The sequence below is a fragment of the Shewanella sp. T24-MNA-CIBAN-0130 genome (genome assembly GCF_040310185.1).
GTDB classification, from domain to species: Bacteria; Pseudomonadota; Gammaproteobacteria; order Enterobacterales; family Shewanellaceae; genus Shewanella; species Shewanella psychromarinicola.
Genome location: NZ_JBEOPP010000012.1, coordinates 63,580 through 89,021 on the forward strand (window position 1 = coordinate 63,580; position 25,442 = coordinate 89,021).

At 43.4% G+C, this 25,442-nt stretch carries 19 protein-coding genes; 9 read left to right on the forward strand and 10 right to left on the reverse strand.

Annotated features, from left to right (window positions below; translation table 11 throughout):
- Positions 1 to 21: 21 nt before the first annotated feature.
- On the reverse strand, positions 22 to 618 hold the full coding sequence (locus AAEZ02_RS07330; RefSeq protein WP_101030763.1) for a hypothetical protein: 597 nt from the start codon (positions 616 to 618) through the stop codon (positions 22 to 24).
- A gap of 157 nt (positions 619 to 775) precedes the next feature.
- Between AAEZ02_RS07330 and AAEZ02_RS07335 the strand changes: the two genes are divergently transcribed.
- The 4 genes from AAEZ02_RS07335 (at position 776) to AAEZ02_RS07350 (ending at position 4,314) form a co-directional block, all read left to right on the forward strand.
- Positions 776 to 2,020 (forward strand): lipoprotein-releasing ABC transporter permease subunit, encoded by a 1,245-nt coding sequence (locus tag AAEZ02_RS07335; protein ID WP_124014285.1) that lies wholly within the window; start codon positions 776 to 778, stop codon positions 2,018 to 2,020.
- Positions 2,020 to 2,742, forward strand: coding sequence for a lipoprotein-releasing ABC transporter ATP-binding protein LolD (gene lolD, locus AAEZ02_RS07340; RefSeq protein ID WP_124014284.1), 723 nt, complete (start codon positions 2,020 to 2,022; stop codon positions 2,740 to 2,742). The genes AAEZ02_RS07335 and lolD overlap by 1 nt, the downstream gene beginning before the upstream one ends.
- Positions 2,742 to 3,983, forward strand: coding sequence for a lipoprotein-releasing ABC transporter permease subunit LolE (lolE, locus tag AAEZ02_RS07345; protein ID WP_124014283.1), 1,242 nt, complete (start codon positions 2,742 to 2,744; stop codon positions 3,981 to 3,983). The genes lolD and lolE overlap by 1 nt, the downstream gene beginning before the upstream one ends.
- An 88-nt stretch (positions 3,984 to 4,071) precedes the next feature.
- Positions 4,072 to 4,314 carry a DUF3624 domain-containing protein gene (locus AAEZ02_RS07350; protein ID WP_351122451.1) on the forward strand — a complete coding sequence of 81 codons (243 nt, stop codon included), beginning with the start codon at positions 4,072 to 4,074 and terminating at the stop codon, positions 4,312 to 4,314.
- Here the strand turns inward: AAEZ02_RS07350 and AAEZ02_RS07355 are convergent.
- Together AAEZ02_RS07355 and AAEZ02_RS07360 are read right to left on the reverse strand one after the other, a co-directional pair.
- Complete coding sequence (locus tag AAEZ02_RS07355) at positions 4,299 to 4,490, reverse strand: siderophore-interacting protein (protein ID WP_351122496.1); 192 nt, start codon at positions 4,488 to 4,490, stop codon at positions 4,299 to 4,301. The two genes, AAEZ02_RS07350 and AAEZ02_RS07355, sit on opposite strands and share 16 nt — an antisense overlap.
- A 286-nt stretch (positions 4,491 to 4,776) precedes the next feature.
- On the reverse strand, positions 4,777 to 5,286 hold the full coding sequence (locus AAEZ02_RS07360; protein ID WP_101030783.1) for a DUF2062 domain-containing protein: 510 nt from the start codon (positions 5,284 to 5,286) through the stop codon (positions 4,777 to 4,779).
- Positions 5,287 to 5,362: 76 nt separating this feature from the next.
- On the opposite strand from AAEZ02_RS07360, the gene AAEZ02_RS07365 reads away from it, so the two are divergent.
- Genes AAEZ02_RS07365 through AAEZ02_RS07380 form a run of 4 tightly spaced genes read left to right on the forward strand, consistent with a single transcriptional unit; the run spans position 5,363 to position 10,843 of the window.
- On the forward strand, positions 5,363 to 7,813 hold the full coding sequence (locus AAEZ02_RS07365; RefSeq protein ID WP_351122499.1) for a DNA internalization-related competence protein ComEC/Rec2: 2,451 nt from the start codon (positions 5,363 to 5,365) through the stop codon (positions 7,811 to 7,813).
- 37 nt (positions 7,814 to 7,850) lie between these two features.
- Complete coding sequence (msbA, locus tag AAEZ02_RS07370) at positions 7,851 to 9,653, forward strand: lipid A export permease/ATP-binding protein MsbA (RefSeq protein ID WP_351122454.1); 1,803 nt, start codon at positions 7,851 to 7,853, stop codon at positions 9,651 to 9,653.
- 16 nt (positions 9,654 to 9,669) lie between these two features.
- Entirely contained in the window at positions 9,670 to 10,677 is a 1,008-nt protein-coding gene (lpxK, locus tag AAEZ02_RS07375) for a tetraacyldisaccharide 4'-kinase (RefSeq protein ID WP_351122457.1), read from the forward strand.
- Positions 10,667 to 10,843: a Trm112 family protein gene (locus tag AAEZ02_RS07380; RefSeq protein WP_101030794.1), complete on the forward strand. Its 177-nt coding sequence runs from the start codon at positions 10,667 to 10,669 to the stop codon at positions 10,841 to 10,843. The genes lpxK and AAEZ02_RS07380 overlap by 11 nt, the downstream gene beginning before the upstream one ends.
- A 456-nt stretch (positions 10,844 to 11,299) precedes the next feature.
- Here the strand turns inward: AAEZ02_RS07380 and AAEZ02_RS07385 are convergent, their stop codons facing one another.
- On the reverse strand, positions 11,300 to 12,184 hold the full coding sequence (locus AAEZ02_RS07385; protein ID WP_351122460.1) for an MBL fold metallo-hydrolase: 885 nt from the start codon (positions 12,182 to 12,184) through the stop codon (positions 11,300 to 11,302).
- Positions 12,185 to 12,497: 313 nt separating this feature from the next.
- On the opposite strand from AAEZ02_RS07385, the gene AAEZ02_RS07390 reads away from it, so the two are divergent.
- The gene (locus AAEZ02_RS07390; protein ID WP_351122463.1) at positions 12,498 to 13,178 is read left to right on the forward strand and encodes an SDR family oxidoreductase; all 681 of its coding nucleotides are present in this window, start codon (positions 12,498 to 12,500) and stop codon (positions 13,176 to 13,178) included.
- 158 nt (positions 13,179 to 13,336) lie between these two features.
- On the opposite strand, the gene AAEZ02_RS07395 is transcribed toward AAEZ02_RS07390, so the two are convergent.
- From AAEZ02_RS07395 to AAEZ02_RS07420, 6 genes are all read right to left on the reverse strand, one after another.
- On the reverse strand, positions 13,337 to 16,408 hold the full coding sequence (locus tag AAEZ02_RS07395) for an efflux RND transporter permease subunit (RefSeq protein ID WP_351122466.1): 3,072 nt from the start codon (positions 16,406 to 16,408) through the stop codon (positions 13,337 to 13,339).
- Entirely contained in the window at positions 16,405 to 19,656 is a 3,252-nt protein-coding gene (locus AAEZ02_RS07400; RefSeq protein ID WP_351122469.1) for an efflux RND transporter permease subunit, read from the reverse strand. The genes AAEZ02_RS07395 and AAEZ02_RS07400 overlap by 4 nt, the downstream gene beginning before the upstream one ends.
- 12 nt (positions 19,657 to 19,668) lie before the next feature.
- Positions 19,669 to 20,742, reverse strand: a complete 1,074-nt coding sequence (locus tag AAEZ02_RS07405; RefSeq protein WP_351122472.1) for an efflux RND transporter periplasmic adaptor subunit — start codon at positions 20,740 to 20,742, stop codon at positions 19,669 to 19,671.
- A gap of 623 nt (positions 20,743 to 21,365) precedes the next feature.
- A complete protein-coding gene (locus AAEZ02_RS07410; protein ID WP_335686240.1) occupies positions 21,366 to 22,184 on the reverse strand; it encodes a slipin family protein in 819 nt (272 codons plus the stop codon).
- The gene (locus AAEZ02_RS07415) at positions 22,165 to 23,592 is read right to left on the reverse strand and encodes an NfeD family protein (RefSeq protein WP_351122475.1); all 1,428 of its coding nucleotides are present in this window, start codon (positions 23,590 to 23,592) and stop codon (positions 22,165 to 22,167) included. The genes AAEZ02_RS07410 and AAEZ02_RS07415 overlap by 20 nt, the downstream gene beginning before the upstream one ends.
- A 488-nt stretch (positions 23,593 to 24,080) precedes the next feature.
- Positions 24,081 to 25,367, reverse strand: coding sequence for a citrate synthase (locus AAEZ02_RS07420; protein ID WP_101030813.1), 1,287 nt, complete (start codon positions 25,365 to 25,367; stop codon positions 24,081 to 24,083).
- Positions 25,368 to 25,442: the final 75 nt, after the last annotated feature.

Below are 25,442 nucleotides of genomic sequence, written 5' to 3' on the forward strand. Positions count from 1 at the left end.
GTCTTATAATAAGGCGAGGCTTCAGCTACGCTGTTTATCGATATTCTGCTTACGTTTTTTGAGCATTTTTTGCTGTACATTCAAACTTGCTCTGACTAATTGCTCAATATCATCTTCAAGTATTTGGCTAAATTCAAGTTCACAACGCCAAGAAGGTGTTTCTGCAGTGTCATTTGTTGCTGCTGTACAGGTTCTAATTTGGCAAATACACAATAATGCGACTAACTCAGTATGCAAATAGATGTGGGTTTTAACGAACTCATTCGCGGTTAACGGTCGTGTTGAGATAATACTGATCCCACTACCGCCGAATTGATCGCCAGTAAATAACTCACCATCCTGAACTTCTTTTTCAAGCACATGTTGTAATACTAAATCGACCTTGCGTGATTGTAATTTTAAAAAGTCGACCACGGCTTTGGCATCATTATCTAGGTGTCGCAATTGCAACAGGCAGCTTGCTTCAAGACTTTTGACTTCTGTGAGCAGTTTTAAACCAACCGATTGCATGTCGCGTAGCTCATCATCAGTGGGTAAAGCGTGGCTTGGATCCCACGAAGTTAAGTACACATTAAAGTTGTGAGGCACATTAAAATAAGAATTGCTGTCAGGTATCAAGGTTTGCCTCTTTATTTATCACACTAATAGCCCTATTATCGTGCCCAACTTAATGATTTAGCAAGTCATACACGCTGGCTTGTTGTTTTCATAGTGTCATTTAGCCTGATTGTCTGACTAATACGCCCAAATGGGCGCACAGGATTAGTATTTTTTTATGAATTTAGGATTTTCATTTTTTATCGGCTACCGTTATTGGCGAGCCCGAAAAGCGAATGCTTTTGCCTCTTTTATTACCTTTTTTGCTGTATCGGGTATTTTTTTAGGGGTGACGGCATTGATCGTCGTCAGTTCGGTGATGAATGGATTAGAAGGCCAGCTAAAAAACCGTATTTTAGGTGCGGTGCCGCAGATGACCTTGATCAGTGACATGGGATTTAGAGATTGGCAGCAAAGTACCCAAAGTCTGTTGGCGGATAAATATTTATTACAAAATATTCGTGGCATTGTGCCAAGTGCGACAACCCAGGCCATGATCCAATCGAGCAGTAACATTCATGCCATTCAAATGTATGGGGTATATCCTGAACTTGAGCAATCCTTGTCGAGTATTGCGTCTCATACTTATTCTGATGCGTTTTCAACGTTACAAGCGGGGCAGTATTCAATTGTACTTGGCGTTGATCTTGCCCGAAAACTAGACGTGAGAGCGGGTGATAAGGTTAGGGTGTTAAGCGGTGATGGTGTGGTGTATTCGCCGATGGGCCCCGTGCCTAGCCAACGTAAGTTTACCGTTGCCGGTGTTTTTGAAATGGGCTCGCAAGTCGATTCTAGCGTGGCGTATGTGCATTATAAAGATGCGCGTAAATTGATGCGTAAAGACAGCAATACCATTAATGAACTGCGAGTGTATTTGAACGATCCTTTTTCTGCACCTGCGTTAGCGCCAAAAGTGGTTGCTGGATTTGCTAAGCAAAACATTGACATTCAAACGCGTGATTGGCGCCAAGATTTTGGCCATTTATTTGCGGCGGTCAAGATGGAAAAAAATATGATGTCATTGATGCTCAGTTTAATTGTGGCCGTGGCTGCATTTAATATTGTCTCAGCATTGGTGATGATGGTGGTCGATAAAACCACCGATGTTGCGGTGTTAAAAACCCAAGGGTTAACCACCACCTCGGTGATGACGATTTTTATTGTGCAAGGCTCGCTTAATGCGCTGTTAGGCTTAATGCTTGGCGCGATTGCGGGCATAGTGTTAACGCTTAATTTGAATGAAATATTAACCACTTTTGGTATTTCTATATTGGGCGTAGGTCAGACTCTGCCGGTGCAATTGTCATTAGCGCAATTGAGTTTTATTATTTTAGGCACCTTATTTATTACCTTATTTGCCACCCTTTATCCCGCGTTGTCCGCCGCAAGGGTTCAACCTGCTACAGCTTTGAGATACGAATAATGAGTCAGACACAACAAGCGTTATTACAGGTTCAACATGTCAGCAAGCACTATCATGATGGTGAAGTGACTACCCAAGTACTGTCGGGTGTTGATTTAACCGTTTATAAGGGCGAACAGTTGGCCATTGTAGGCAGTTCCGGTTCGGGTAAAAGTACCCTTTTACACATTATGGGGACCTTAGATATGCCCTCATCTGGTTCTGTATTGTTAGACGGTGAAGATTTATACCAATTGTCTAGTGCTCGTCAGGCACAAGTGCGTAATCAAGATTTGGGTTTTATTTATCAGTTTCATCATCTGTTGCCTGAGTTTACCGCGATTGAAAACGTCGCGATGCCTGCGTTTATTCAAGGCAGGGATAAAAACCAAGCCTTGATAGACGCTAAAAACTTACTTGAGCGTGTTGGACTAGGCCATCGTTTACACCATATCCCGGCGCAATTATCGGGCGGTGAACGTCAACGTGTTGCAATAGCAAGAGCATTGATAAACAAACCAAAGTTGGTATTAGCCGATGAACCCACGGGGAATTTAGACGCCAGCAGTGGTGATAATGTTTATCTGATGATCCGCGAGTTGGCGCAGCAGTTTGGTACCGCGTTTGTGGTGGTAACCCATGATCATAAATTAGCCGCGAAAATGGATCGCCAACTCACCATGAAAGACGGGGTGTTGCAGGTGGCGAGTTCAGTCACTACTGTGCCTGTAGGACAAGTTTAATGAGTAAGTGGTTACCGTTAACAATTGGCTGGCGTTTTTTTCGCGCCAGGCAGTCGAATGGCTTTATCGGCTTTATTTCATTTGCGTCTACTGCGGGTATTGCCTTAGGTGTTGGCGTGTTGATTGTGGTGCTATCGGCCATGAATGGTTTTGAAAAAGAGTTACAAGACCGCTTATTAGGCGTGGTCTCTCATGGTGAACTCGTTGGCGTTAATCAACCTATTGCCGATTGGCATGAAATTGCACAAAGTGCGGCCAAAATACCGCAAATTACAGGTACGGCTCCGTTTGTTCGTTTACAAGGTTTAGTACAAAAACCCGATGGTTTTCAAGGGTTAGTTGTCAATGGTGTTGATATTGAGTATGAGTCCGATGTGTCGAGTATTGCTGATTATATGTCTGCCGAGACTTGGCAGACATTAGCTGGTGATGAAAATAACATTGTCCTTGGCCGCAGTTTATTGACTAAATTGGGCTTAAAAGTGGGTGATACTCTGGCGATGTATACGCCAGATGCGAATAACCGTAAGTTAACGTCGGCCAAGAGTCATCGCTTTGTTGTCTCAGGTGTGTACACCTTGGGTGGTGAGATTGAGTCAACTCAAGCTTATGTGTCGCTTGATTATTTAGCCGATTTACTCGAGCTGGGCTCCGCGGTTTCTGGGGTACGAATTCAAGTCAATAATGTCTTTCATGCGGCGAGTATCACTCGTGATTTAGGTTTTGCCCAAGAGCAGTATTTATACATTAATGATTGGACTCGTAGCCAAGGGCATTTGTATCAAGATATTCAGCTTGTTCGTTTAGTTATGTATTTGGTATTAGCCTTAGTGATAGCCGTGGCCTGTTTTAATATTGTGTCTACCTTAGTGATGGCCGTACGTGATAAAGCCTCTGAAATTGCCATTTTAATGACCATGGGGCTTCATCGCGGCGCCATTATGGCCATTTTTATTATGCAAGGTGCTTTAAATGGGCTGATGGGATGTAGCATTGGTGGTGTGTTGGGTGTTGTGGTTGCTTATTATTTAAGTGATATTGCATCTGGAATAGAGCAGTTATTGGGTATTCAGCTCTTGGCATCAGATATTTATTTTATTGATTTTTTACCGTCGCAATTGCATGCTCAAGATGTGGTCTTGGTGCTGGTGATGGGATTAGTGATGAGTTTAGTGGCAACCATTTACCCTGCGTGGAAAGCAACCAAAATAGCGCCTGCCACCGCATTAGCGGGCAGATAGTTTATACATAGATGAGCAAACATGGGTTAACTCGATTGTCACAATACGCGTTTAAGCACCTTAGTTATGGCTTATAAGGATGGGGGTTATGCCTTGTAACCAATGCACTGATTCGGTTTTTAAACAAAAAATTGGTCGTTGTAAACGCTGCATGTGGCAGTTAACGCTACTGAGTTTAGTTACGTGGCCACTTTGGTGGTATTGCTATGCCGATACGCCCAAAACAGTCGAATCCATCGCGCTACTTTTTTTTGCGGTTAGTTTTAGCGGGTTACTTACACTGCACTTGCTTGTGTGGACCTACCGTACCCTGACTCAACAGGAACCATAAGCTAGCCCGCCATTAATCACCACAGTATCACCCATTTTAGCTGATTGAGTCCAATCAGTGGCTGAGCCTCCATGTCTATTGATAACAATATCTAAACTAAGTTGGCCACGTTTTGGATCAAATCCCCTAATGGTGTATGAACGTTTAATGGCAGCATTAGGGCCGGTTAACGATATCGTTAGTGCTGTTTCTGCGGCTTGTAGTGGTCACACTTTTACATAACCTCCTTGCTGATCGGCAAGGACGTCGACCCGCGACTCGCCATGAAGCACTCAGCTGTGTAGATAAGGGTTGACTTGGATGATGTTGTTTGTAGAGGTTAATTTGGCTGGTAATTTTTAGATATTGGGGTTTTCCCATTTGGCAACGTTGATGGCGAAAAATGTAAATCAATACCTTTAGCATATTATTAAGGCCGCAGAAGCGGCCTTAATAATAGTAAATTAGTCAATCTGTTGGAGACTATTGTCCTTTACGCTTTTGCCATTTAAATAAGATTGAATAGCGCCACATGCTTTTAATGACAACGTAGCCAATTAAAGCCGACACAATGCCCAAGGCTAAACTGCCGATTAAAAAAGGTGGGCCTATGGTCGATAAAGACGCTTCAATCCATGCCCAGGTGGCTTCAAAATGAAATTCCTGCGCTTTATGTCCGAGAATTCTGGTTCCCAACAGATAAGCACCATAAAACATAATGGGCATAGTAAACGGATTCGTCACCCACACTAGGGCGACAGCAACGGGAAGGTTGACGTTAAACAGAATGGCAAACCCTGCAGCGACTACCATTTGAAATGGCAAAGGGAGCCAAGCCACAAATAGCCCTACAGCAAAGGCCCCTGGGGCCGATTTGCGATTTAACACCCATAGGTTGGGCTTGTGCAATAGTTTGCCAAACACCCGTAAATACTTATGCTCACGGAGTGTTTCTGCTTTTGGCATAAATCTTTGTATTAATTTTTTTGGCATATTTGTCGATTAATGTCTTTACTAATTCATTATGAATCGATTTATCTATGGCTTTTGCGCCTGTTCTTTATCAGCGATGTTATGGCCTTCGCTGGTACCTATAGGATGGTTACCTATTTTATTCTTGGCTATGGTTCTTTGCCTTCGCAAAGGGCCGCTTATGGCTGGTTGCTTATTCGCAGTCATTTGGCTAAGCCTGTTGTTTCATTGTTTGTTTATGCATCAATATGCTGAAAAATCCCAACAAATTGAGTTTAAGGCGCAGATAGTATCACTAGTTAACCAAAACCGCGACTGGATTAGTTTCGATGTGCGCGTTATTAATCAAGCTGATCAAGACGCTTTTTTTGAGGCGTTGGCGCTTAATAATGTGCAGCGATACTACCGATTAACATGGCAAAAGCCAGATAAAATTGTTATTGGCCAGACATGGCTATTTAGTGCCAAGGTCAAAGGGATCTCAAGCATCCAAAACCAAGGTGGTTTTAATCAACAAAAGCAGTTCATTAGTCAGCATATTATCGCTAAAGGTCGTGTTAAACGAGCTGAACTGCTCAGTCACAGTATGTCTGTGCGTCAACAGGTTATTGATGCATTGTCACCCACCTTGGCACAATTTGCTCAGGGGGATATTTTACAAGCGTTGATTTTTGGAGATAAAAGCGGTTTAAGCGCAATACGATGGCAGCAGTTGCGTCAGACGGGAGCAGGGCATCTTGTTGCAATTTCGGGCTTACACTTATCGGTCGTTTTTGGTTTGTTTTACGCCATAATGATCGGGCTGAGTCGTTATGCTTTTTCTTGGCAACATTTAGGTAAAATTCAACTCGCAATGGTGATTGCTGCATTATTCACTTTTGGTTATGGCTACTTATCTGGTTTTGCTGTTGCCACGCAACGTGCATTATTAATGCTATTTTTGTTACTCATATTCAGCTTGATTAAACAATTTAGCCACCATTGGGATCGGCTCGTATATGCATTGTTTTTTGTGCTGTTGGTCGATCCCTTTGCGTCGCTCGGTGCTGGGCTATGGTTGTCGTTTGGGGCTTTGGTGATCATTTTATTGGCGGTAAAATCCACCACTGTAGATCAACAACCTATGTTGGGCTCTGATCACGTTAATCAAAGTATCGATGTTCCTAAATTTGATATGACCGAACGATGCATACAAAAAGCTAAACAGGTAAAGGATAAGATACTGCATGGACTGAGTGTGTTGTGGTCCATTCAATGGCGTTTAGCGCTGTTCCTAGGTGGTTTGCAAGGCATATTATTTGGTGGGATTTCACCTCATAGTATTTGGTTAAATATGTTGCTAGTACCTTGGTTTAGTCTAGTGGTTATTCCGTTAACAATACTGAGTTTTTGCCTTTGGTTAGTGGCATTGTGTGTCATGTGGTTATTGGGCATAGATCTTGTTTCACTGCAAAGCCTTGGCTTGATGATATTTCAGTGGGCTAATATAAGTCTTGAGCCATTTGCGTGGTTATTACAGCTGAGCGATCATTTGCCGTTAAAACAGCTTGCGTTAACTGAACAGGAACTGGCGGGATTACTGTTTGTTTTTTTTGCAATTATCTTGTTGATGTTTCGGGGTTATGTGCCTAACAACCGTAAACTGGCTTTTCGCCTTTTGGTTGCCGTGCTCATGCTACCAATCATCGTGAGCAAGTTGGTGACTCACCAGATATTGTTTCCGCCATCGTCATCATCACGTTCAGCACCATGGCAACTTCATGTCATTGATGTGGCTCAAGGTATGGCGGTGGTTTTGCAACAAGGTCAACATGGGATTATTTATGACACTGGGGCAGCATATGGCGATTTTAGCTATGCGCAGCGTGCAATATTGCCTTTTCTGGCGAGCAAAGGCATCAGGTATATTGATTATATCGTGGTGAGCCATGATGATAATGATCATGCTGGTGGATTGAATGTGTTGCTAGATAAATTTCCGCAGGCGACATTAATAGCCGATTTTTTAACCTCAGCCTCAACCTTGCCTGAGTCATCACCCGCAGTGCAAGCTTGTGAAGGTGAGTTACATTGGCGTGGCGTGCAGTTAACTTTCATCAGTAATCATTTAACGACCAAGAGTAATGATAATAACCAATCATGCGTGGTTAAGCTGTCTGATGGCCAGTCTTCGGTATTGTTAACTGGAGACATTGAAGCCCCTAGAGAACAGGCATTAGTCGCCGCGAATGTTGATATTCAAGCCGATATCTTATTAGTTCCACACCATGGTAGCCGAACATCTTCTACTCCGGCGTTTATCGATAACGTTAATCCTCGATTAGCCATTTTTACTGCTGGTTTTTCTAACCAATATGGCTTTCCTAAATTGGATATTTTAACCAGGTATCAACAGCGAGACTGCAAAATATTACAGACGGGCCATGTGGGCCAAATTAGCATCAATTTCACTCATAATGATTACTACGTCACCACTTATCGGCAAAAAATGGCCCCATTTTGGTATAACCGTTTGTTTAGGTTTGGTGAGTCACTTAAAGCAGAGTAGAATATCACTTATGTTTGCTAGTTAAGTATTGGATTCAATGTCAGCATCACCTAAAAATGAAATATGGATCGTTTTCAAACGTTTGATGGCCTATATAGTCCCAATGAAAGCCATGTTTATTATGGCTGTTCTAGGCCTTATTACCTATGGCGCAGTCGATGCGGCGTTTATTGCATTTATTAAGCCTTTTATTGATGAAGGTTTCAGCCAAACTCCAGCGATAGCTGCTGGTGTCGACTTACCGACACATGGTGGGTTTAACGCCAATAAAGACATTATGTTAATGGCTCCTATTGCGGTTATTGTCATGTTCAGCATACGTGGCGTGGCTAACTTTGTGTCGACCTATTGTGTCTCATTCATGAGTGCACAGCTCATCATGGATATGCGCCAACAAGTTTTTGAACATTATCTGCGTTTACCCGTGAGTTATATCGACCGCGAAAATAGTGGTAATTTGATTTCACGTGTCACGTACGATACCGAACAAATTGCTCGTGCATCCGGTAGTGCGTTGATTTCAATTGTCCGTGACAGCATGACCGCGATCGGTATGTTAGGCATTATGTTCTACTATTCGTGGAAATTATCATTATGCATATTGGTGATAGGCCCAATTATGGGCGTTGTGATCAGTATTGTCAGTAAGCGTTTTCGTAAGGTTTCTAAGCAAATTCAATCTGCAATGGGCGGCGTTACCGCAACCACTGAACAGATGATTAAAGGCCATAAAAACGTGTTGGTGTTTGGTGGCCAAAAAACAGAGGTTGCTCGTTTTTATAAAGTTAACGACCAAAACCGGTATCAAAATATGAAGCTAGCGGTGGCTCAATCAATTAGCCAACCGCTCATTATGGTGATTGGATCTTTTGCTCTGGCTTTTGTACTGTATGCCGCCACTTGGGAGAGCATGAGAACGGATTTAACCGCTGGAACGTTTGCGGCTATTTTAGGTGCCATGTTAGCCATGCTTCAACCGATTAAAAACTTAACCCGTGTTAATGCCGAATTTCAACGAGGCATTGCCGCCTGCACTACAGTGTTTGAATTATTAGACACAGAACCAGAGCCCGACACGGGTGAGTTTAGTATTGATCGTGTTCAAGGTATGCTGACATTTGAAAATGTCACGTTTACTTATCCAGGCCAAGAAAAGTCCGCCTTAAACAGTATTGATTTTGAAGTTAAACCGGGTAAAACCATTGCATTAGTCGGACGTTCTGGCTCTGGTAAGTCGACCATCGCCAGTTTGATTACCCGTTTTTATAGTGGCTTGTCAACCGGTGATATCCGCCTTGATGACACCAGCATTTACGATTACCAGTTAAAATCATTACGTAATCAAGTGGCTTTAGTGTCGCAACAAGTGACCTTATTTAATGACACTATTGCTAATAATATTGCCTATGCTTACCCAGGAGAAGTGACTCGAGAGCAGATTGTCCATGCCGCTGAACTGGCTTATGCGATGGAGTTTATTGATACCTTGCCACTGGGATTAGACACCCAAGTGGGTGAAAACGGGGTGTTACTTTCAGGCGGTCAACGTCAACGTCTTGCCATTGCTCGTGCTATGTTACGTGATGCGCCAGTGTTAATTTTAGATGAAGCCACATCGGCTTTGGATACCGAGTCTGAAAAAGCGATTCAAAAAGGCCTCGATAATCTTCGACATAACCGTACATCGATTGTGATTGCCCATCGTTTATCCACCATTGAAAGCGCCGATGAAATTTTGGTTATTGATCAAGGTCGAGTTGTTGAACGCGGTAATCACAGTGAATTAATTGCCCAAGCAGGCATTTACGCCAACCTTTACCAGATGCAGTTTAGCCAATAATGATCGGGTGTTTGTGATGCAACAGCTTATTCAGCGCATTTGGTATCAAGGGCACCCAGCCAAGTGGTTATTATTGCCGTTATCTGGGTTATTTGGGTTAATATCCTCTATTCGGCGAGGACTGTTTTTGTGTGGGCTTAAACAGGTGCAAGTGTTGCCGGTGCCTGTGATTGTGGTGGGCAATATTACTGCTGGAGGCAGCGGTAAAACCCCAACAGTGATTTATTTAATCGAGTTATTACGCCAACATGGCTATAAACCAGGTGTGATAAGCCGAGGTTATGGGGTTAATATTGACGGTGTTGTTGCCGTTAACATCAATGCCAAAGCAAGTGATGTCGGTGATGAACCCGCTATGATAGTCGCTCGCACTTATGTGCCTATGGTTGTAGGCGCCAACAGAATTGCTGCGGCACAGACGTTATTAGTTGATTTTGATGTGGATGTTATTATCAGTGACGACGGCCTACAGCATTATGCGTTAGGGCGTGATATCGAAATTGCCTTAGTCGATGGTGAGCGACGTTATGGTAATCACTGTTTGTTGCCTGCAGGGCCTTTGCGAGAAGGTTTAGGGCGTTTAAGCTCGGTTGATTTTGTGATCAATAATGGCGGGCCAGCTCAAGATGATGAAGTGTTGATGACACTTGCTCCTGCACCTCTTTGTCAGGTCGATACTAGCCTACATGATGAATTTACTCAGCAGCACAGTCTTGTTGCTATGGCGGGTATTGGTAATCCGCAACGCTTCTTTAATAGTATTAGTCGGTTAGGCTATAAAGTAGTAAAAACCGTTGAGTTTTCAGACCATCAGGCTTTTGATGAAAAGCAATTAAGTGAGTTATCTGTGCAACATTCATTATTAATGACTGAAAAAGATGCGGTTAAATGTCGCGATTTTGCACAATCAAACTGGTGGTATTTACCTGTAAATGCGAAGCTTAACTCAGAATTTGATCACGCATTGTTGAGCCAATTACAGCAAGTGGCTCAAACTAAAAAAGGACTGTCTCATGGCATTTGATAAAAAATTACTCGAAATTGTGGCCTGCCCGGTATGTAAAGGTAAGCTAGAATATGACAAAGAGTCGCAACAACTGATCTGCAAGTTTGATAAGTTAGCCTATCCTATTACCGAAGGTATTCCGGTATTATTGGAAAATCGTGCAACAGCTTTGGTGACAGAATAACGTACAAGCTGAGTCATTGAGTATTCAGTCATTAATGCGCCCTCAGGGGCGCTTTTTTTGTCTAAAATGGGTGGCAAATATCGATAAACAACAATATTTGTTGGTCTTTATACATAGCTTATATCTCGATATTGGACCCAATAAGAGGGGGTTAACCAAGCCATTCATTGTTATCGCTTAGTGGGTGGGGAAGCAATATGAAAAAAGTGCAGCAGTTTTAGCATCCTGGCAATGGTTCAATTATTTCGCTAGACCTTTTCTAAATATTAGCAGCAAAAATGCAAAGCCAGTCTATTGGGGGGTTTAGCATTTCAGGCCAGCACCTTTAACGATTACAGAATGGATATCTCGTCGTAGAAGACCTTGATACTAAAAAGAAAAAGCTTGCCTATAAGTGCAAGCTTTTTTTGTAAACAGAGGGGGATATTTGCTGATAAGCTGAGTTAAGATGCAAATTTAAGGTTTTGTGGCTAAATCTTGGTATAAGGTCTCAATCCACTTATCGGCAGAGATAAACTCCCAGCTCCAATTGGCGTACTTGGGCGGTACACCCTGTTTTTTGATGGTGGCTAAATCGTGACCCATTTCTATTTCACCTCGCATCCAATTAATGCTGTCATCAAGCATATGCTTAAATGTTAACAATGCATTTTTATCACCTAACGCACCATGACCAGGGATCACTTTGGTCTTGTTGTCCAAACGATTTAATATCATGCTGACGTTTTCCCGATAACCGGTCACTGAACCTCCAGCCGCTAAATCGATGTAGGGAAAACGATCTTTAAAGTATAAATCGCCCATGTGAATAATATTGGCCTTTTCCCAAATAACCACACTATCACCATCAGTATGACCAGGACCTAGGTGGATGACCTCTAACGTATCTTGGTTAAAATGAATTGAGATGTTTTCTGCATAAGTGATAACAGGTAATGCTGACGCGGGTGAACGGCTATCAGCTTTGAGGCGTTTGAGGACATTGTGATGCGCTAAGATAGTGCCTTTTTCACCAAAATGGGCATTGCCGCCAGTATGATCGCCATGATAATGAGTATTGACAATGTATTTGGGCACCCCGGGTTGAATTTGCTTGAGTGCTGCAGTAATTTTATCTGCTAAAGGCGCAAATTGGTCATCAATGATCAATATGCCGTCTTCCCCAGCTGAAACGCCAATATTGCCACCGGCGCCGATAAACATATAAGTATTATTGTCTAGTTTTTGGGATTTAATCATCACATCACTGAATTTATCATCAGCAACGGCTAATGTTTGGGTTAACGCGAGCATAGTTAACGCACTGAGACCGATAATTTGACGTTGAAATCTTAGTTTCATGACTATCCCTTTATTGCTGTCATTGTGATTATTTATTGTGTTTATTTATTGTGATTAATACTGCTTAGCAAAGCAAATTGATCACTCATTGTGCCATGGCCCTAGGTTGCGTCAACGGTGTATTTCAATATCGCTTGTTATCATTTGACGAAGCGCCCCGTGAGTTGAACTGGAGATTATGTAGCATAACTAATCTCTGTTAGGGGTTAACCACAGTGACTATTTACCCTCCTGTAGTGCTTGGGGCTTGTATTTATGAACAAAATCACCACACTGAGCGTGTTAACTTATTTTGCAGTAACAGGAACGTCAGATGATAAAACAAAAAATAGTATTAATCACAGGTGCATCTAGTGGTATCGGTGAAGCCACAGCCAAAACGTTAGTCAAAAGCGGTCACAAGGTGATACTGACTGCCCGCAGACAAGAGAAATTGGATAACTTGGTGGCCATGCTAGGGGAAGATAATGCCCTAGCCATTGCCGCCGATGCGACCCAATTTGATGCATTAGAAAAGGTCGTGACAGCTGGCATCAACAAGTTTGGCAGACTGGATGTGGCCTTCGCTAACGCAGGCACCGGGGTAACCACTTCGGGTACCGAACAGGGGGATCCAGATGAGTGGTCAAAACTTATCGATATCAACATCAAAGCCATGTTATGGACGGCCAAGTTAACGCTGGCCCACTTACGTGAAACCAAGGGGCATTTTATTTTAACCAGCTCAGTGGCTGGGCGTACGTCACATAAAGGGTCGATTTACGGTGCCAGTAAATGGTTTGCTTATGGCTTTGGCCAGAACTTGGCCGAAGAAATGGCTCAATGGGGCGGACGCTGCACTACCATTGCTCCTGGTATGGTCAACACCCCATTTTTTGATGAGCCTAAACCCGATAAATTAGACCCGGTTGATGTAGCCGAAGCGGTACTTTTTGCTATTGAAGCAGAGCAGCGCTGCAATGTACGTGAAATATTTTTAATGCCAACACATTAATATCGCGGCTATCACGCGCCCAGATCGAAGCGAACAGGTGTTTACTATCGGCTCAGCAAAAGACACGTTAGTGGCCATATAACCAGACCACAACAAGATGTGGCAGCAGATACAGGGCTCAATACTGTGCCCTGTTGCCTAATCGCTCAGCCTAGATGCTACTCATTATTAGCCCAAGGTAACAGTTTGTGAGCCAAGGTGTTGGCTACACCTAATCTGATCGCGGCTTTATGGCGCATTATATACAAGGCTTGGTAACACAATGGCACTAAATACAGGCTAGTGACCGTTGAAAAGGTGAGACCACCAATAATGGCAATGGCCATTGGGGAATAAGGAGGCCCACCACCCCCTATTTGGGTGTCTCCTAAGGCTAATGGAACCAACCCCAGTACCGTGGTCGCGACGGTCATTAATACCGGACGTAATCGGGTTATGCACACACTTATAATCGTGTTGCTGAGCTTATCTAAATCGGGTGTCATTTGGTTGATTTGGTCTACCAGAACAATACCGTTATTGACCACTATGCCCATTAAGATGAGTATGCCAATCATTGACATCACCGACATGGGTGTACCGGTTAACCAAAGCGCCCAAAATACGCCAGTAATGGAGAACATGATTGAGGTAATAATAGCCGTCGGTAACACTAGCGACTCAAATAATGCCGCCATGACGATATAGATCATCGCAATAGCCAAAATCATATTCACAGCCATGATTGACTGGTCTTCATCTTGACGTTCAAAGCCACCGCGTAATGAGTAGCCGTAGCCATTAGGAAAATTCACCAAGTCCATCACTTGGGTAATTTCTTTTTGTGCTTCTTCGGTGGTGAGATCTTCAAGATTTGCGCCAATAGATAAAGCCGTTTGGCGGTTAAAATGACGAATAGTATCAAATCGAGGCACCACGGTTGCTTTGGCTAAGCTGTCTAGGGTATAGACTCGGTCACCTTGACGAATAATCGGTAACTGCTTAAGTTTTTCTAACGAATTTTGCCAGCTTTTATCATAGGCCAATTCGATGCGCAGTTCGCCGCTAGGATCATGACGAAATGACCGTAGCTGTGAGCCTCGCAATGCAATGGCAATATTTGTAGCGATATCGCTTAAGGTTAAATCAAGACGAGCGGCCATTTCTCGGTCAATGACCACTACTACTTCTTGTTGGGCACTATTCACTTCAGAACGCACATCCACTAAGCCTTCAATGTTGTCGAGTAATGGCACCACTTGTTCACTCAAAAGAATAAGTTCTGATGTTGAGCGTCCGGTTAAGGTTACGCGAATGCCGCTATTTTCATTACCCCAGCCAAATTGTGGCGTGGCAATCGAAAACTTAGGAAATCCTTCGCGGATCATTTTCTTTAACTCGCCCATGTCAATGGGAATGTCTTTTTGCAATAAAATGGTCGATTGTGCATCTTGTGGGGCGTAGTAACTGTAAACAGTATCAATGTAAAATGCGTCTTTGTTGCTGTATAAATACGCTTCCATGCTGTTAATCATCGCCTCGGTGACCGCTAAATTATGCCGACCTTCTAACTGATAATTAATGTATAAACGGTCATTACCTTCACCATCACCTTGATCTTGTTGCACCATACTTAACGGCAATGCAGTTGAAGCTAATATCACCAAAGCGATAACCCCAGAACGTTTTGGTCGGGTTAAAATCCACCTTAGGCTTCGCTGATAAAAACGCCCTAAGCGATTATTATCATTAGCGCTCTTCACTTCAAAATGAAAGTGATTGAGCATAAGTGGGATAAGAGTTTTGGCAACCAATAATGATGCTGCGAGCGAGATACAAATGGCCACAGCAACATGTTCTAAAAAGATGGTCAGCTGTACTTTAACGCCAAAAATATTCGGTAAAAACACAATCGCTGTGGTTAATGTACCGGCTAAAACCGCCAACGAGACTTTTTCCACGCCGGTTAACACGGCTCGTTGGTTAGCTTTTCTCTGACAGGTGTCGTCAATGTGTGCGGCTTGTTTTTCTTGTAGCACGCTTTCGGTGACCACTACCGCATTGTCAATTAACATGCCGATCGCCAATAATAACCCCATCATCGACAGAATATTCAAGCTGTAGCCTAAAAAGTACATACCCGCCAATGTCATACACAATGAAATTGGCACCGATGAAATAACCACTAAGGTCATTTTAAGGTTACGTAAAAACAGATACAGCACGCCAAATGACAATACCGCGCCCATTAATCCGGACAGCAGTAAGTCTTTCAGTGACGACTTAACGCCATAGGCTTGGTCTTCCATGATAAACAGCTTTATACCATTAAATTGCTGATCTTGCTTAACTTGCTCGATGACTTTGAGGACACGATCTGACACCTCAACTAAATTGGCGCCTGACTCTTTAAAGACATCTATACCCACGGCATATTTTTGATCTAAATGTCGGCCTTCTCTTTTTTCAGGTAGGGCATAGTTCACCTTCGCAATATCTTGCAAACGGATACCCGGCACAATAACCAGATTGTTAATATCATCAATACTGGTAAATTCGCCTTTGGGCGAGACTTGGTACACTCGAGCGTTTTCTCTGAGTGTACCAGCACTGATGACGAAGTTTTCCGCCAGTAAACGGGTGCGTAAATCGACACTGTTGAGGCTTGATGCCGCTAATTTATCGGCATCAAGTCGGATTTCAATCTGCTTTTGTTCAACGCCGTAAAGGGTGACTTTGGATACACCGTCAACCCGCTCAAGTGGCTTACGAAGTTGTTTTTCAAGCAAATCAAATGCATTAGAGAGCTCGCGATCACTTGAAATACGGATTGTCAGCACCGGCATGTCGGCGGTTGAGAATTGTTGGATCATGACGCGTTCAACATCTTTTGGTAATAAATGTCTTACCGAGTCTATTTTTTCACGTGCCTCAAGGCTTTTCATGGCCACTTCTTCACCCCATTTCATATTGAGCTGAATAAAAGCGCCGTCTTGGGTTGAATCAGAGCGCACTTCTTCAATACCGCTCATGGTGGCAAGTGATTCTTCCAGTACCTTGGTGATATCGCGTTCAACTTCTGCTGGGCTGGAGCCTTTGTAAGGCACTTGCACCACGATTTGCGGAATATCAATGCCCGGAAACATTTCCAGTGGCAACATCCGACTGGCCGCCATACCAAACAGCATAATAGCTAAGAAAAACATACAGGTGGTGACAGGGCGCTTTATCGCCAGTTGAGTGATACTCATGCTAGCGTCTCCGCAGTATTAAGCTCAAGGTCATTTTGGGTATATTGTTTACGGTCAAACAACGCATATAAGGTAGGGATCACCAATAATGTGAGTAAAGTCGACATGCTTAAGCCGAAAATTACTGTAATGGCCATCGGTGCGCGAACCTCACTGCCGTCGCCAATACCTATTGCCATCGGCAATAAACCTAAGGTGGTTGTCAGCGTGGTCATCATGATAGGGCGCAAGCGAGATTGCGCAGCTTCATTGATGGCGCTCAACTTATCCTTGCCTTCTCGGCGTAATTGATTGATACGGTCGACCAATACAATCGCATTATTGACCACAATACCTGCCAACATAATTAAGCCAATAAACACCACCACACTTAAATGGGTGCCGGTAATAAATAAGCCAATAATGCTACCTGCAACGGCCATCGGCACTGCAATCAAAATTAATAGCGGGTGTAGCAAGGATTCAAACTGGCTTGCCATCACTAAGTACACTAAGAAAATGGCCAAAACGAGGGCTATTTTCAACGATTCAAAAGATTGTTCCATTTCTTCATTTTGGCCGCCGAACCTGGCTTGAATTGAGCTAGGGAATTGCTGTTTAGCCAGTATCTGCTGGGCTTGGAGCACGGCTTCGCTTAAATCACCGTAGGCCAAGTTAGATGACACGATGGCAACGCGTTGTTGACTGATACGATTAATTGCCGAAGGACCAATTTGTAAGTCAATGGTGGCGATGGCACTTAATGGAATAGGCTGCGCACTATTTGGGTTAATGATTAACGATTCAATGTCGCTGATTTGATCGCGTTCACTTAATTCACTACGGACTAATATATCAACTTTACGATCGCGCACCGTGAACTGGCTGGCAATAGTGCCGCCTACTCGTTGAGCAATACGGTTAGCGACAGTCGGTGCATCCATGCCTAACGCTGCGAGGCGGGCATGATCAAAGCGAATGCTGATCTCTGGCTGGCCATCACGAAGAGTGGTATTGATGTCACTAAAGCGGTCTGATTCTGACAAGGCATTAACCAGTCGGTCCGCGGTTTGTTTAAGTTGAACCAAATCATAGCCCGACAACTCAATTTCAAGTGGGGTTTTAAAGCTGAATAATTCAGGATGTTCAATCTGAGCCTCTAGCTCAGGGATATTTCTTGCGGTATTGCGCAGTACCTGACTAACCGTATTAAAGGCTAAAGGATCCGCTAACACCACTTGTAATCGGCCCCAGTTTTCACCGCCTCTGGCGGTGTCCGATGTCATTAAGCCACCGCTACCCGCTTGACTATAGGCGTGTTTAACATCGTCACGGTCTTTAATCGCTAGGGCTAACTGTTGTAATACGGCATCGGTTTCACTGACTTCAGTACCAGGAGGCAGTAAAATTTCAACATAAAATTCGCCTTGATTCATCGGTGGAATTAATTCTACACCTAACTTAGGCAGTAAACTGCTTGAAGCCAAGGTCATCACTAAAGCGATCACTAGGGTTAACACTTGGTGCCGCAGGGCATGGCGAAGTACGCGGTAATAGAACGATTCCACTATACGATATAGGACGTTAAATCCAGCGCAAATGGGTTTTAGCAGCAAGCCAAAAACGCTACTAACAAAACGGCTTATAACAATCGTTGCGGTTAACAAACCAGCGGGTAAATAGCTAAACAGTAACTTAAAAGGAAACTGCAACACTGCCAATAAGTAATAGGCTATTAATCCTTTACGGGTGGTCGGTTTAGGCATCGCGGTCACTTCAACCGGTTGTGGCAGGCTGGTAAAACCTTGACGTGAAGCCAACATAGGAATGGCGGTTAAGGCAACAAATAATGAGGCGAGTAGGGCAAAGGTGACGGTGAGCGCTTGATCGGCAAATAAGGCGCCTGCTATCCCGTCGACAAACACTAATGGCACAAATACCGCAAGTGTTGTCAGGGTTGAAGCAAAAATGGCGCCAGAGACTTCTTTACAGCCGGTGACGGCAGCCTCAATTTTACTCATGCCTTGAGATTTATAACGGTCAATGTTCTCTAATACCACGATGGCATTGTCCACCAATAAACCAATGGCTAACGCAATACCGCCTAGGGACATGATGTTTAAGCTGATATCGGCAAAATACATCATATTAAAAGTGGCGATAACCGAAAAGGGGATCGAAATAGAAATTATGAGGGTGGCAATAATATCACGTAAAAACAGGTAAATAACCAGCATGGCCAGCAAGCTGCCAAATAATGCGGCTGAGGTAACTTCATTTACTGCACTTTCAATAAATTCAGATTGGTCATAAATAATTTCTAATTGATTACTTTCATCCGTTTGGTTCATTTTGTCGAGTTCGGTTCGAAGCTTGTTCGCCACTGCAACGGTATTGGCATCACCTTCTTTATAAATAGCGAGTTCAATCGATTCAACTTCGCCAATACGGGTAATATCACTGCGTTCTTTATAGGCATCGCTGATCACCGCAATATCAGACAATCTAACTAAGGTTTGGCCATTTCGATAGACAATGACCTGACCTAATTCATCTAATGAATTGAATTGATTTAAGGTTCTGACTAAATATTCTTTATCGCCCTGGATCACTTTACCCGCAGAAAGGTTAATGTTTTCTTCGTTAATTCGGCGTTTAATGTGGTCAGCATTAAGATTGAGCTGGCTTAATCTTTGTTGATTTAATTCAATGTGAACTTCTTGCTCTAACCCTCCAGAGAGCCTCACTGCGGCAACACCAGACAAGGCTTCTAAGCGGCGTTTTAACTCTTCATCTGCAAAGGTACGCATTTGCTTTAACTGCTCCGCATCTGCATTGGGCACTGAAAATGCTAAGCGCATGATGGGATCAAGATTGGGGTTAAAACGCAATAGTAATGGTTTGTTTATGTCTAATGGCAGCTCAATGGTGTCGATTTTTTCGCGTACTTCAAGGCTTGCCATGTCCATATTGGTGCCCCACTCAAACTCGAGCACCACATCAGACATGCCTGAACGAGAAATTGAGCTAATTTTGCGTAAGCCTTTAACCACACCAACGGCTTCTTCAATCGGTTTTGACACCAGCTGTTCAATTTCAACGGGGGCGGCACCGTCATAGGCAGTGCGAATAGTCACGCTGGGATAGCTTAAATCGGGTAATAGTTTTACCGCGAGGCGAGAAAACCCCACCATACCAAACAGCATCACAGCTAACATGAACATCCACACCGTGACGGGACGGTTAACAGAAGTATTGATTATCGACATTATCCAGCTCCGTTATCGAATAGCAGCGAAGCTAAGTGGGGTAATAATCTCTACCAATGATTGATCTTTAAGATTTTGCTGGCCGCGGATGACTATTTGTTCGCCAGCTTCAACACCAAATAAAATTTCAACAGTATTATTTTCACGAAAGCCCAAGCTGACTTCGCGTCGCTGTGCTTTAGTGTCTTTTATCACATATAAAGCTTGAGTATTGTCTTGGTTGATTAATGCGTTATAAGGCACTGTAAGCACATCTAGGTGAGTGTCGTATTTCAGTTCAACACGAGTAAACATACCTGCTTTTAATTTTGCATCTTGATTTGGCACGGCTAATGTCACTTTAAAGGTGCCGCTTTGAGCATCTACAATGGGACTAATACGCAGTACTTTTGCGTCGATAATATCGGATTTAATACCCTGATTTTGTTGAATAATACTGGCTTGTTGACCCACTCGTAAACTGGCAAGTTGTTGTTCTGGTAAGTGCAATATGCCGTGAAGTTGGTCTTGATTGACAACATAAAATAGCTCTTGGAACTCTTTCGCCATATTGCCCGTTTTAACATAACGCTCGGCAATAACGCCATTAATGGGCGAGGTGATTTGGCTTTCTTTGACTTGCAGCTCGGCTAAGTCGCGCTGTGCTTTCGCCGCTTGTAGATTGAACTCGAGCTTGGCCATTTGATCTTGGCTAATAAACTCTTTGTTGTTCATTTTGTTTAAACGATTTAATTCTTGCTGAATAATTTGCACTTCGGCTTCAGAGCGATTGAAATCATAACGTTGACGCTTGGCATCAATGACCGCAAGTATTTGTCCTTTGGTAACCCGATCGCCTTCTTCAACATTAATCTTTTCGATAATCCCAGCAATGCGGCTCATCACATGGGACTCTTCAGGTGCTTCAAGTGTAGCGGTGGTGCTGTAGAAAGAGGATACATTGCCTGTGGTGACTAAAGCGGTTTCAACCGGAATCGCAAATTTTTCATCTTCTTTTGCTTGTTCTGCTTCGCCGCTGCAACCACTCAATACTGCAATACAAAGTAAAGGAATTGCCATTTTCTTCATGCTGATGAACCTATCCATGGGGTACCTGCTAGTGTTAAAATTTGTGAATAAAGCTAAATTATAAAAATTAACTTAAGACGTAATTGTTAGAGTCTTACCTGTGTTTGTGTTTACGTCACGTTAACTTTTGTAACTAATGTTAATTTCTGGTTATAAAGCATGAAGTGTGCCATTATTTAAAGTTGTTATATAACATAACCTTACTTAACCACTGAGTCAGAGGTGGACTTTTTAACCATCATTTGTAGTCAAAATCTGTATAAAGTAGTGTGATTGGCTAAATTGAACATCAGAGGCTAATACCGAGAGTCCTTATGGGTTGTGTTCAACTTTTTGTGACACTTCTTTAAAATAAACAATAAGAAATGACTTATGACGACGTCTACATTTGATATCAATGCAGCCATTCAAGCATTACAGAGGAATTGCTGAGTTTTTAGTAATATCGATAGGGATATGCACTTGTATTGGTGGTGAGCCCTTTGTTTAGCCATTTGTTTAGTGCTAGCTAGGTAAGACAGACTATTCTGTCTTACCGTCCCCGAGCACACCTTTTAATCGTTTCACAAGCAGGGTGCGCTGGTATTGGTGTCGAGTTGTTTATTTAGGCCATTGTTTAGTCCTAGCTAGGTAGAGAAAAGTTATTCTTTCTGCTTTGGCTGCTTTGGCTGCTTTGGCTTGATGGCTTTTTCTGTTTTACCGTCACCCATCACCCCTTTTAATAGTTCCATAGGCAAAGGAAATAGTATGGTCGAATTCTTTTCTCCGGCAATGTCTGTCAGAGTTTGTAGGTAACGCAGTAAGATCGCATTAGGTTCAATCGCTAAAGTCTTAGCGGCTTCGACCAATTTGGCAGACGCCTCCATCTCGCCAGATGCATGAATGACCTTGGCACGTCTGGTGCGCTCAGCTTCGGCCTGGCGCGCGATGGCTCGCACCATAGTTTCATTGAGATCTACGTGCTTGATTTCAACATTGGAGACTTTTATACCCCAGCCATCGGTGCGAGTATCTAAAATACTCTGAATGTCGGTGTTGAGCATGTCTCGGTTGGCGAGCATTTCATCGAGTTCATGTTGTCCAAGGACTGAACGCAGCGTCGTCTGAGCCAGTTGTGAGGTGGCTTGCAGGAAATCTTCCACATTAATGATGGCTTTTTGGGCATCAATAACCCGGAAATAGATCACCGCATTGACCTTAACCGAGACGTTGTCGCGACTGATCACATCCTGAGTGGGAACATCCATCACCACGGTGCGTAAATCGACCCGTACCATCTGTTGGATAAAGGGTATAACTATGATAAGTCCTGGGCCTTTGACCTTATAAAAGCGTCCTAGCATGAAAATCACGCCACGCTGATATTCTAGCAAAATTTTGAAAGTACTAAATAACACCACCAAGATGAGAAACATCAAGGCAACGAAAAAAAGGTTGCTATTATAGGCTAGATTTTCCATCTGTGTTTTCCTCTGTTTTAGGTTCAATGCTAGGCTCTGTGTCGCTTAGGGCTTTGATTGTTAGGGTGAGATCATCTCTTGCTATTACCTGTACTTTCTGTGAGTCCTTTGTGGGGGTATCGCAGATTGCCGCCCAAGTTTCCCCTTCTAGTAGGACAAATCCTGTACGTTCGAAACCCGCAATAACGTGAGCTTGTGCTCCTAAAATGGCGTCATCGCCGCTTACCGGTTTTTGATGTCGACTCTTCCACAGTGTCGACAGCACCCAGAGGCTAAATAGCGTAATAGTGACAGTGACCGCAGCGATAAGAGGTAAGGAAATAGTGAATTCACTCTCCGTATCCAGTAAGAATATGGAGCCAAGAGCGAACGCCAAAGCGCCGCCTAGGCCGAAGACCCCAAAGCTTGGCACCATGGACTCAGCAATTAATAATACTATCCCCAAAATCATCAGCCCCAGTCCTGCATAGTTGATAGGCAGGAGCTGAAATGCGTACAGAGCAACCAGCAAGGCAATCCCGCCCGCCACTCCCGCGATGCCTATGCCTGGGTTAAAAAATTCCAGTATCAGGCCATAAATACCTATTAACATCAAAATATAGGCAATGTTAGGGTTAGTAATAGTGGCAATAAACTTGTTACGCCAATCTCTTTGATGTTCAACCAGAGTGGCTTGGTCTAGGTTCAGTGTTAAGGTCTGCCCTTCTTGCTTTAAAGGCCAGCCATTGAGTTTTGCCAGCAGACTTGGCGCATCTTTGGCTATAAGGTCTATCACCTGACTGTCTAGTGCCTCTTCTGAGGTTAGGGTGGCAGCGTCCTTGACCGCCAGTTCAGCCCAGGCTTGATTTCGCCCCCTTAACTGAGCTAATGAGCGTATATAGGCGATGGCATCGTTTAGTATTTTTCGCTCCATCGCGCTGCCATCATTTGGCTGAGCTTCTGAGTTATCATCTGGTTTAGCAGGGGCCTGAGGCATGCCCATTTGCACTGGGGTTGCTGCCCCTAAGGTGGTAGCCGGCGCCATAGCCGCAATATGGCAGGCATAGAGTAAATAGGTGCCTGCACTCATGGCTCTGGCACCCGTTGGCGCAACGAGGCAAGCGATGGGAATGGTTGAAGCCAATATTGCCTGATTGATATCCCTAAGACTTGAAACCAAACCGCCAGGGGTGTCCAAAATTATCATTATCAGGGGAGGGCGCTGACGTTCAGGCAGTTGATTAGCAGCAGTGATTTCTTTGACCAAATATTCACTCACAGCAGGACCCATAGCGCCTTCAAACCTTAGAATCGGCACGTTTTGATTGCTGGCATCGGGAGATGAGTCCGTCTCATTTTGACCATGACAGAAGGTTGAAATAGTAAACAAACCGCAACAAATGATTAAGCGCACGTAGAGTGAGATCATTCTAGCTCCTTAATTTGAGTATTGGTTATATTTTAGCCTAATTATATGATCTGGAAAGGAAGGGCCAATATGTTCTTTGAAATAGTGCCATTACACTCGCTCTGACAACAAACTTATTCTGCAATTAAATTATTTTTTAACGGTATTAACTTATTGTTATTATTGTTTTTATTGGTATTTTTAGTGATATTTCAGAGTTTATATCATGGACCAAAGTGGGTTTGGTTTTTATTATAGAGGGCTTTAAACTAGTGCTACAGATATTAACGCCAAATAAAACTGGGTCAGCATAGCGCTGCAGTCGATTAGCTTGGAACTCATATTGGGTTAAGCTGAGTAAAAAAGTGCAAGACAGGCTACTTGCAGAGTATATGACTCAAGAAGGCATAAACATAGGTACCGGTGGTTAGCGCCCAGTGGGTACTGAAAAAAAACCAATAAAAAAGGCGCCGAGGCGCCTTTTTGATCTGACAACTAAAGTCAGCTAATTAACGCTTATCAACACTCACAAATTCTCGCGCAGACTCACCAGTGTATAACTGACGTGGACGGCTGATTTTGTGTCCTGGTTGATCTAACATTTCTTTCCAATGTGAAATCCAACCAACAGTACGTGACAATGCGAACAGCACTGTAAACATACTATTAGGAATACCAATGGCTTTCATGATGATACCAGAGTAGAAATCGACGTTCGGGTATAGCTTCTTAGAGATGAAGTATTCATCTTCAAGGGCAATACGCTCAAGTTCCATGGCTACGTCTAATAATGGGTCAACCACTTTCAGTTCTTTAAGGACGTCATGACAGGTATCTCGCATCACTTTAGCACGTGGGTCAAAGTTCTTATAAACACGATGACCAAAGCCCATTAGACGGAATGGATCGTTCTTGTCTTTTGCTCTCTCGATAAATTCAGGAATGCGATCAACAGAACCGATTTCTTCTAACATGTCTAAACAAGCTTCGTTAGCACCACCATGAGCGGGGCCCCACAACGAAGCAATACCCGCCGCAATACATGCAAATGGGTTAGCACCTGAAGAACCGGCTAAACGAACGGTCGATGTAGATGCATTTTGCTCATGATCAGCATGCAGTACAAAAATACGGTCCATTGCTTGTTCAACCACAGGGTTGACTTTGTATGCTTCACAAGGCGTAGCAAACATCATCGACAGGAAGTTACCTGCATAACTTAAATCGTTTCGTGGATAAACAAAAGGTTGCCCCATTGAGTACTTGTAGCACATTGCTGCAATTGTCGGCATTTTCGACACTAAGCGGTAAGCAGCAATTTCACGATGCTTTGGATTGTTCACATCAAGAGAATCTTGATAAAAAGCAGATAATGCACCAGTTACACCACAAAGCATTGCCATTGGGTGTGCGTCACGGCGGAAGCCTCTGAAAAAGAATGCAATTTGCTCATGCACCATGGTGTGATTTTTCACAGTGGAGACAAATTGTTCATAATCAGCTTTAGACGGTAATTCACCATATAAAAGCAAGTAGCATAAATCTAAGTAGTTCGATTCTGTAGCAAGCTGCTCAATTGGATACCCACGGTGTAACAAGATACCTTGCTCACCATCGATGTATGTAATTGCTGACTCACAAGACGCAGTCGCTAAAAAGCCTGGATCGAAGGTGAAATACCCCTTTGTCCCAAGTGTACTGATGTCGATAACGTCAAAACCTTCAGTACCTTTCTTGATAGGTAGGTCGATTGAATCGTTTCCTGGTAACTCTAATTTGGCTATATTATCAGCCATACCCCGTTCTCCTTACTTCATTTTTCTATATGAGTGCGGCATGTTAAGCGGTCATTACTCTACAGCGGATCGGGA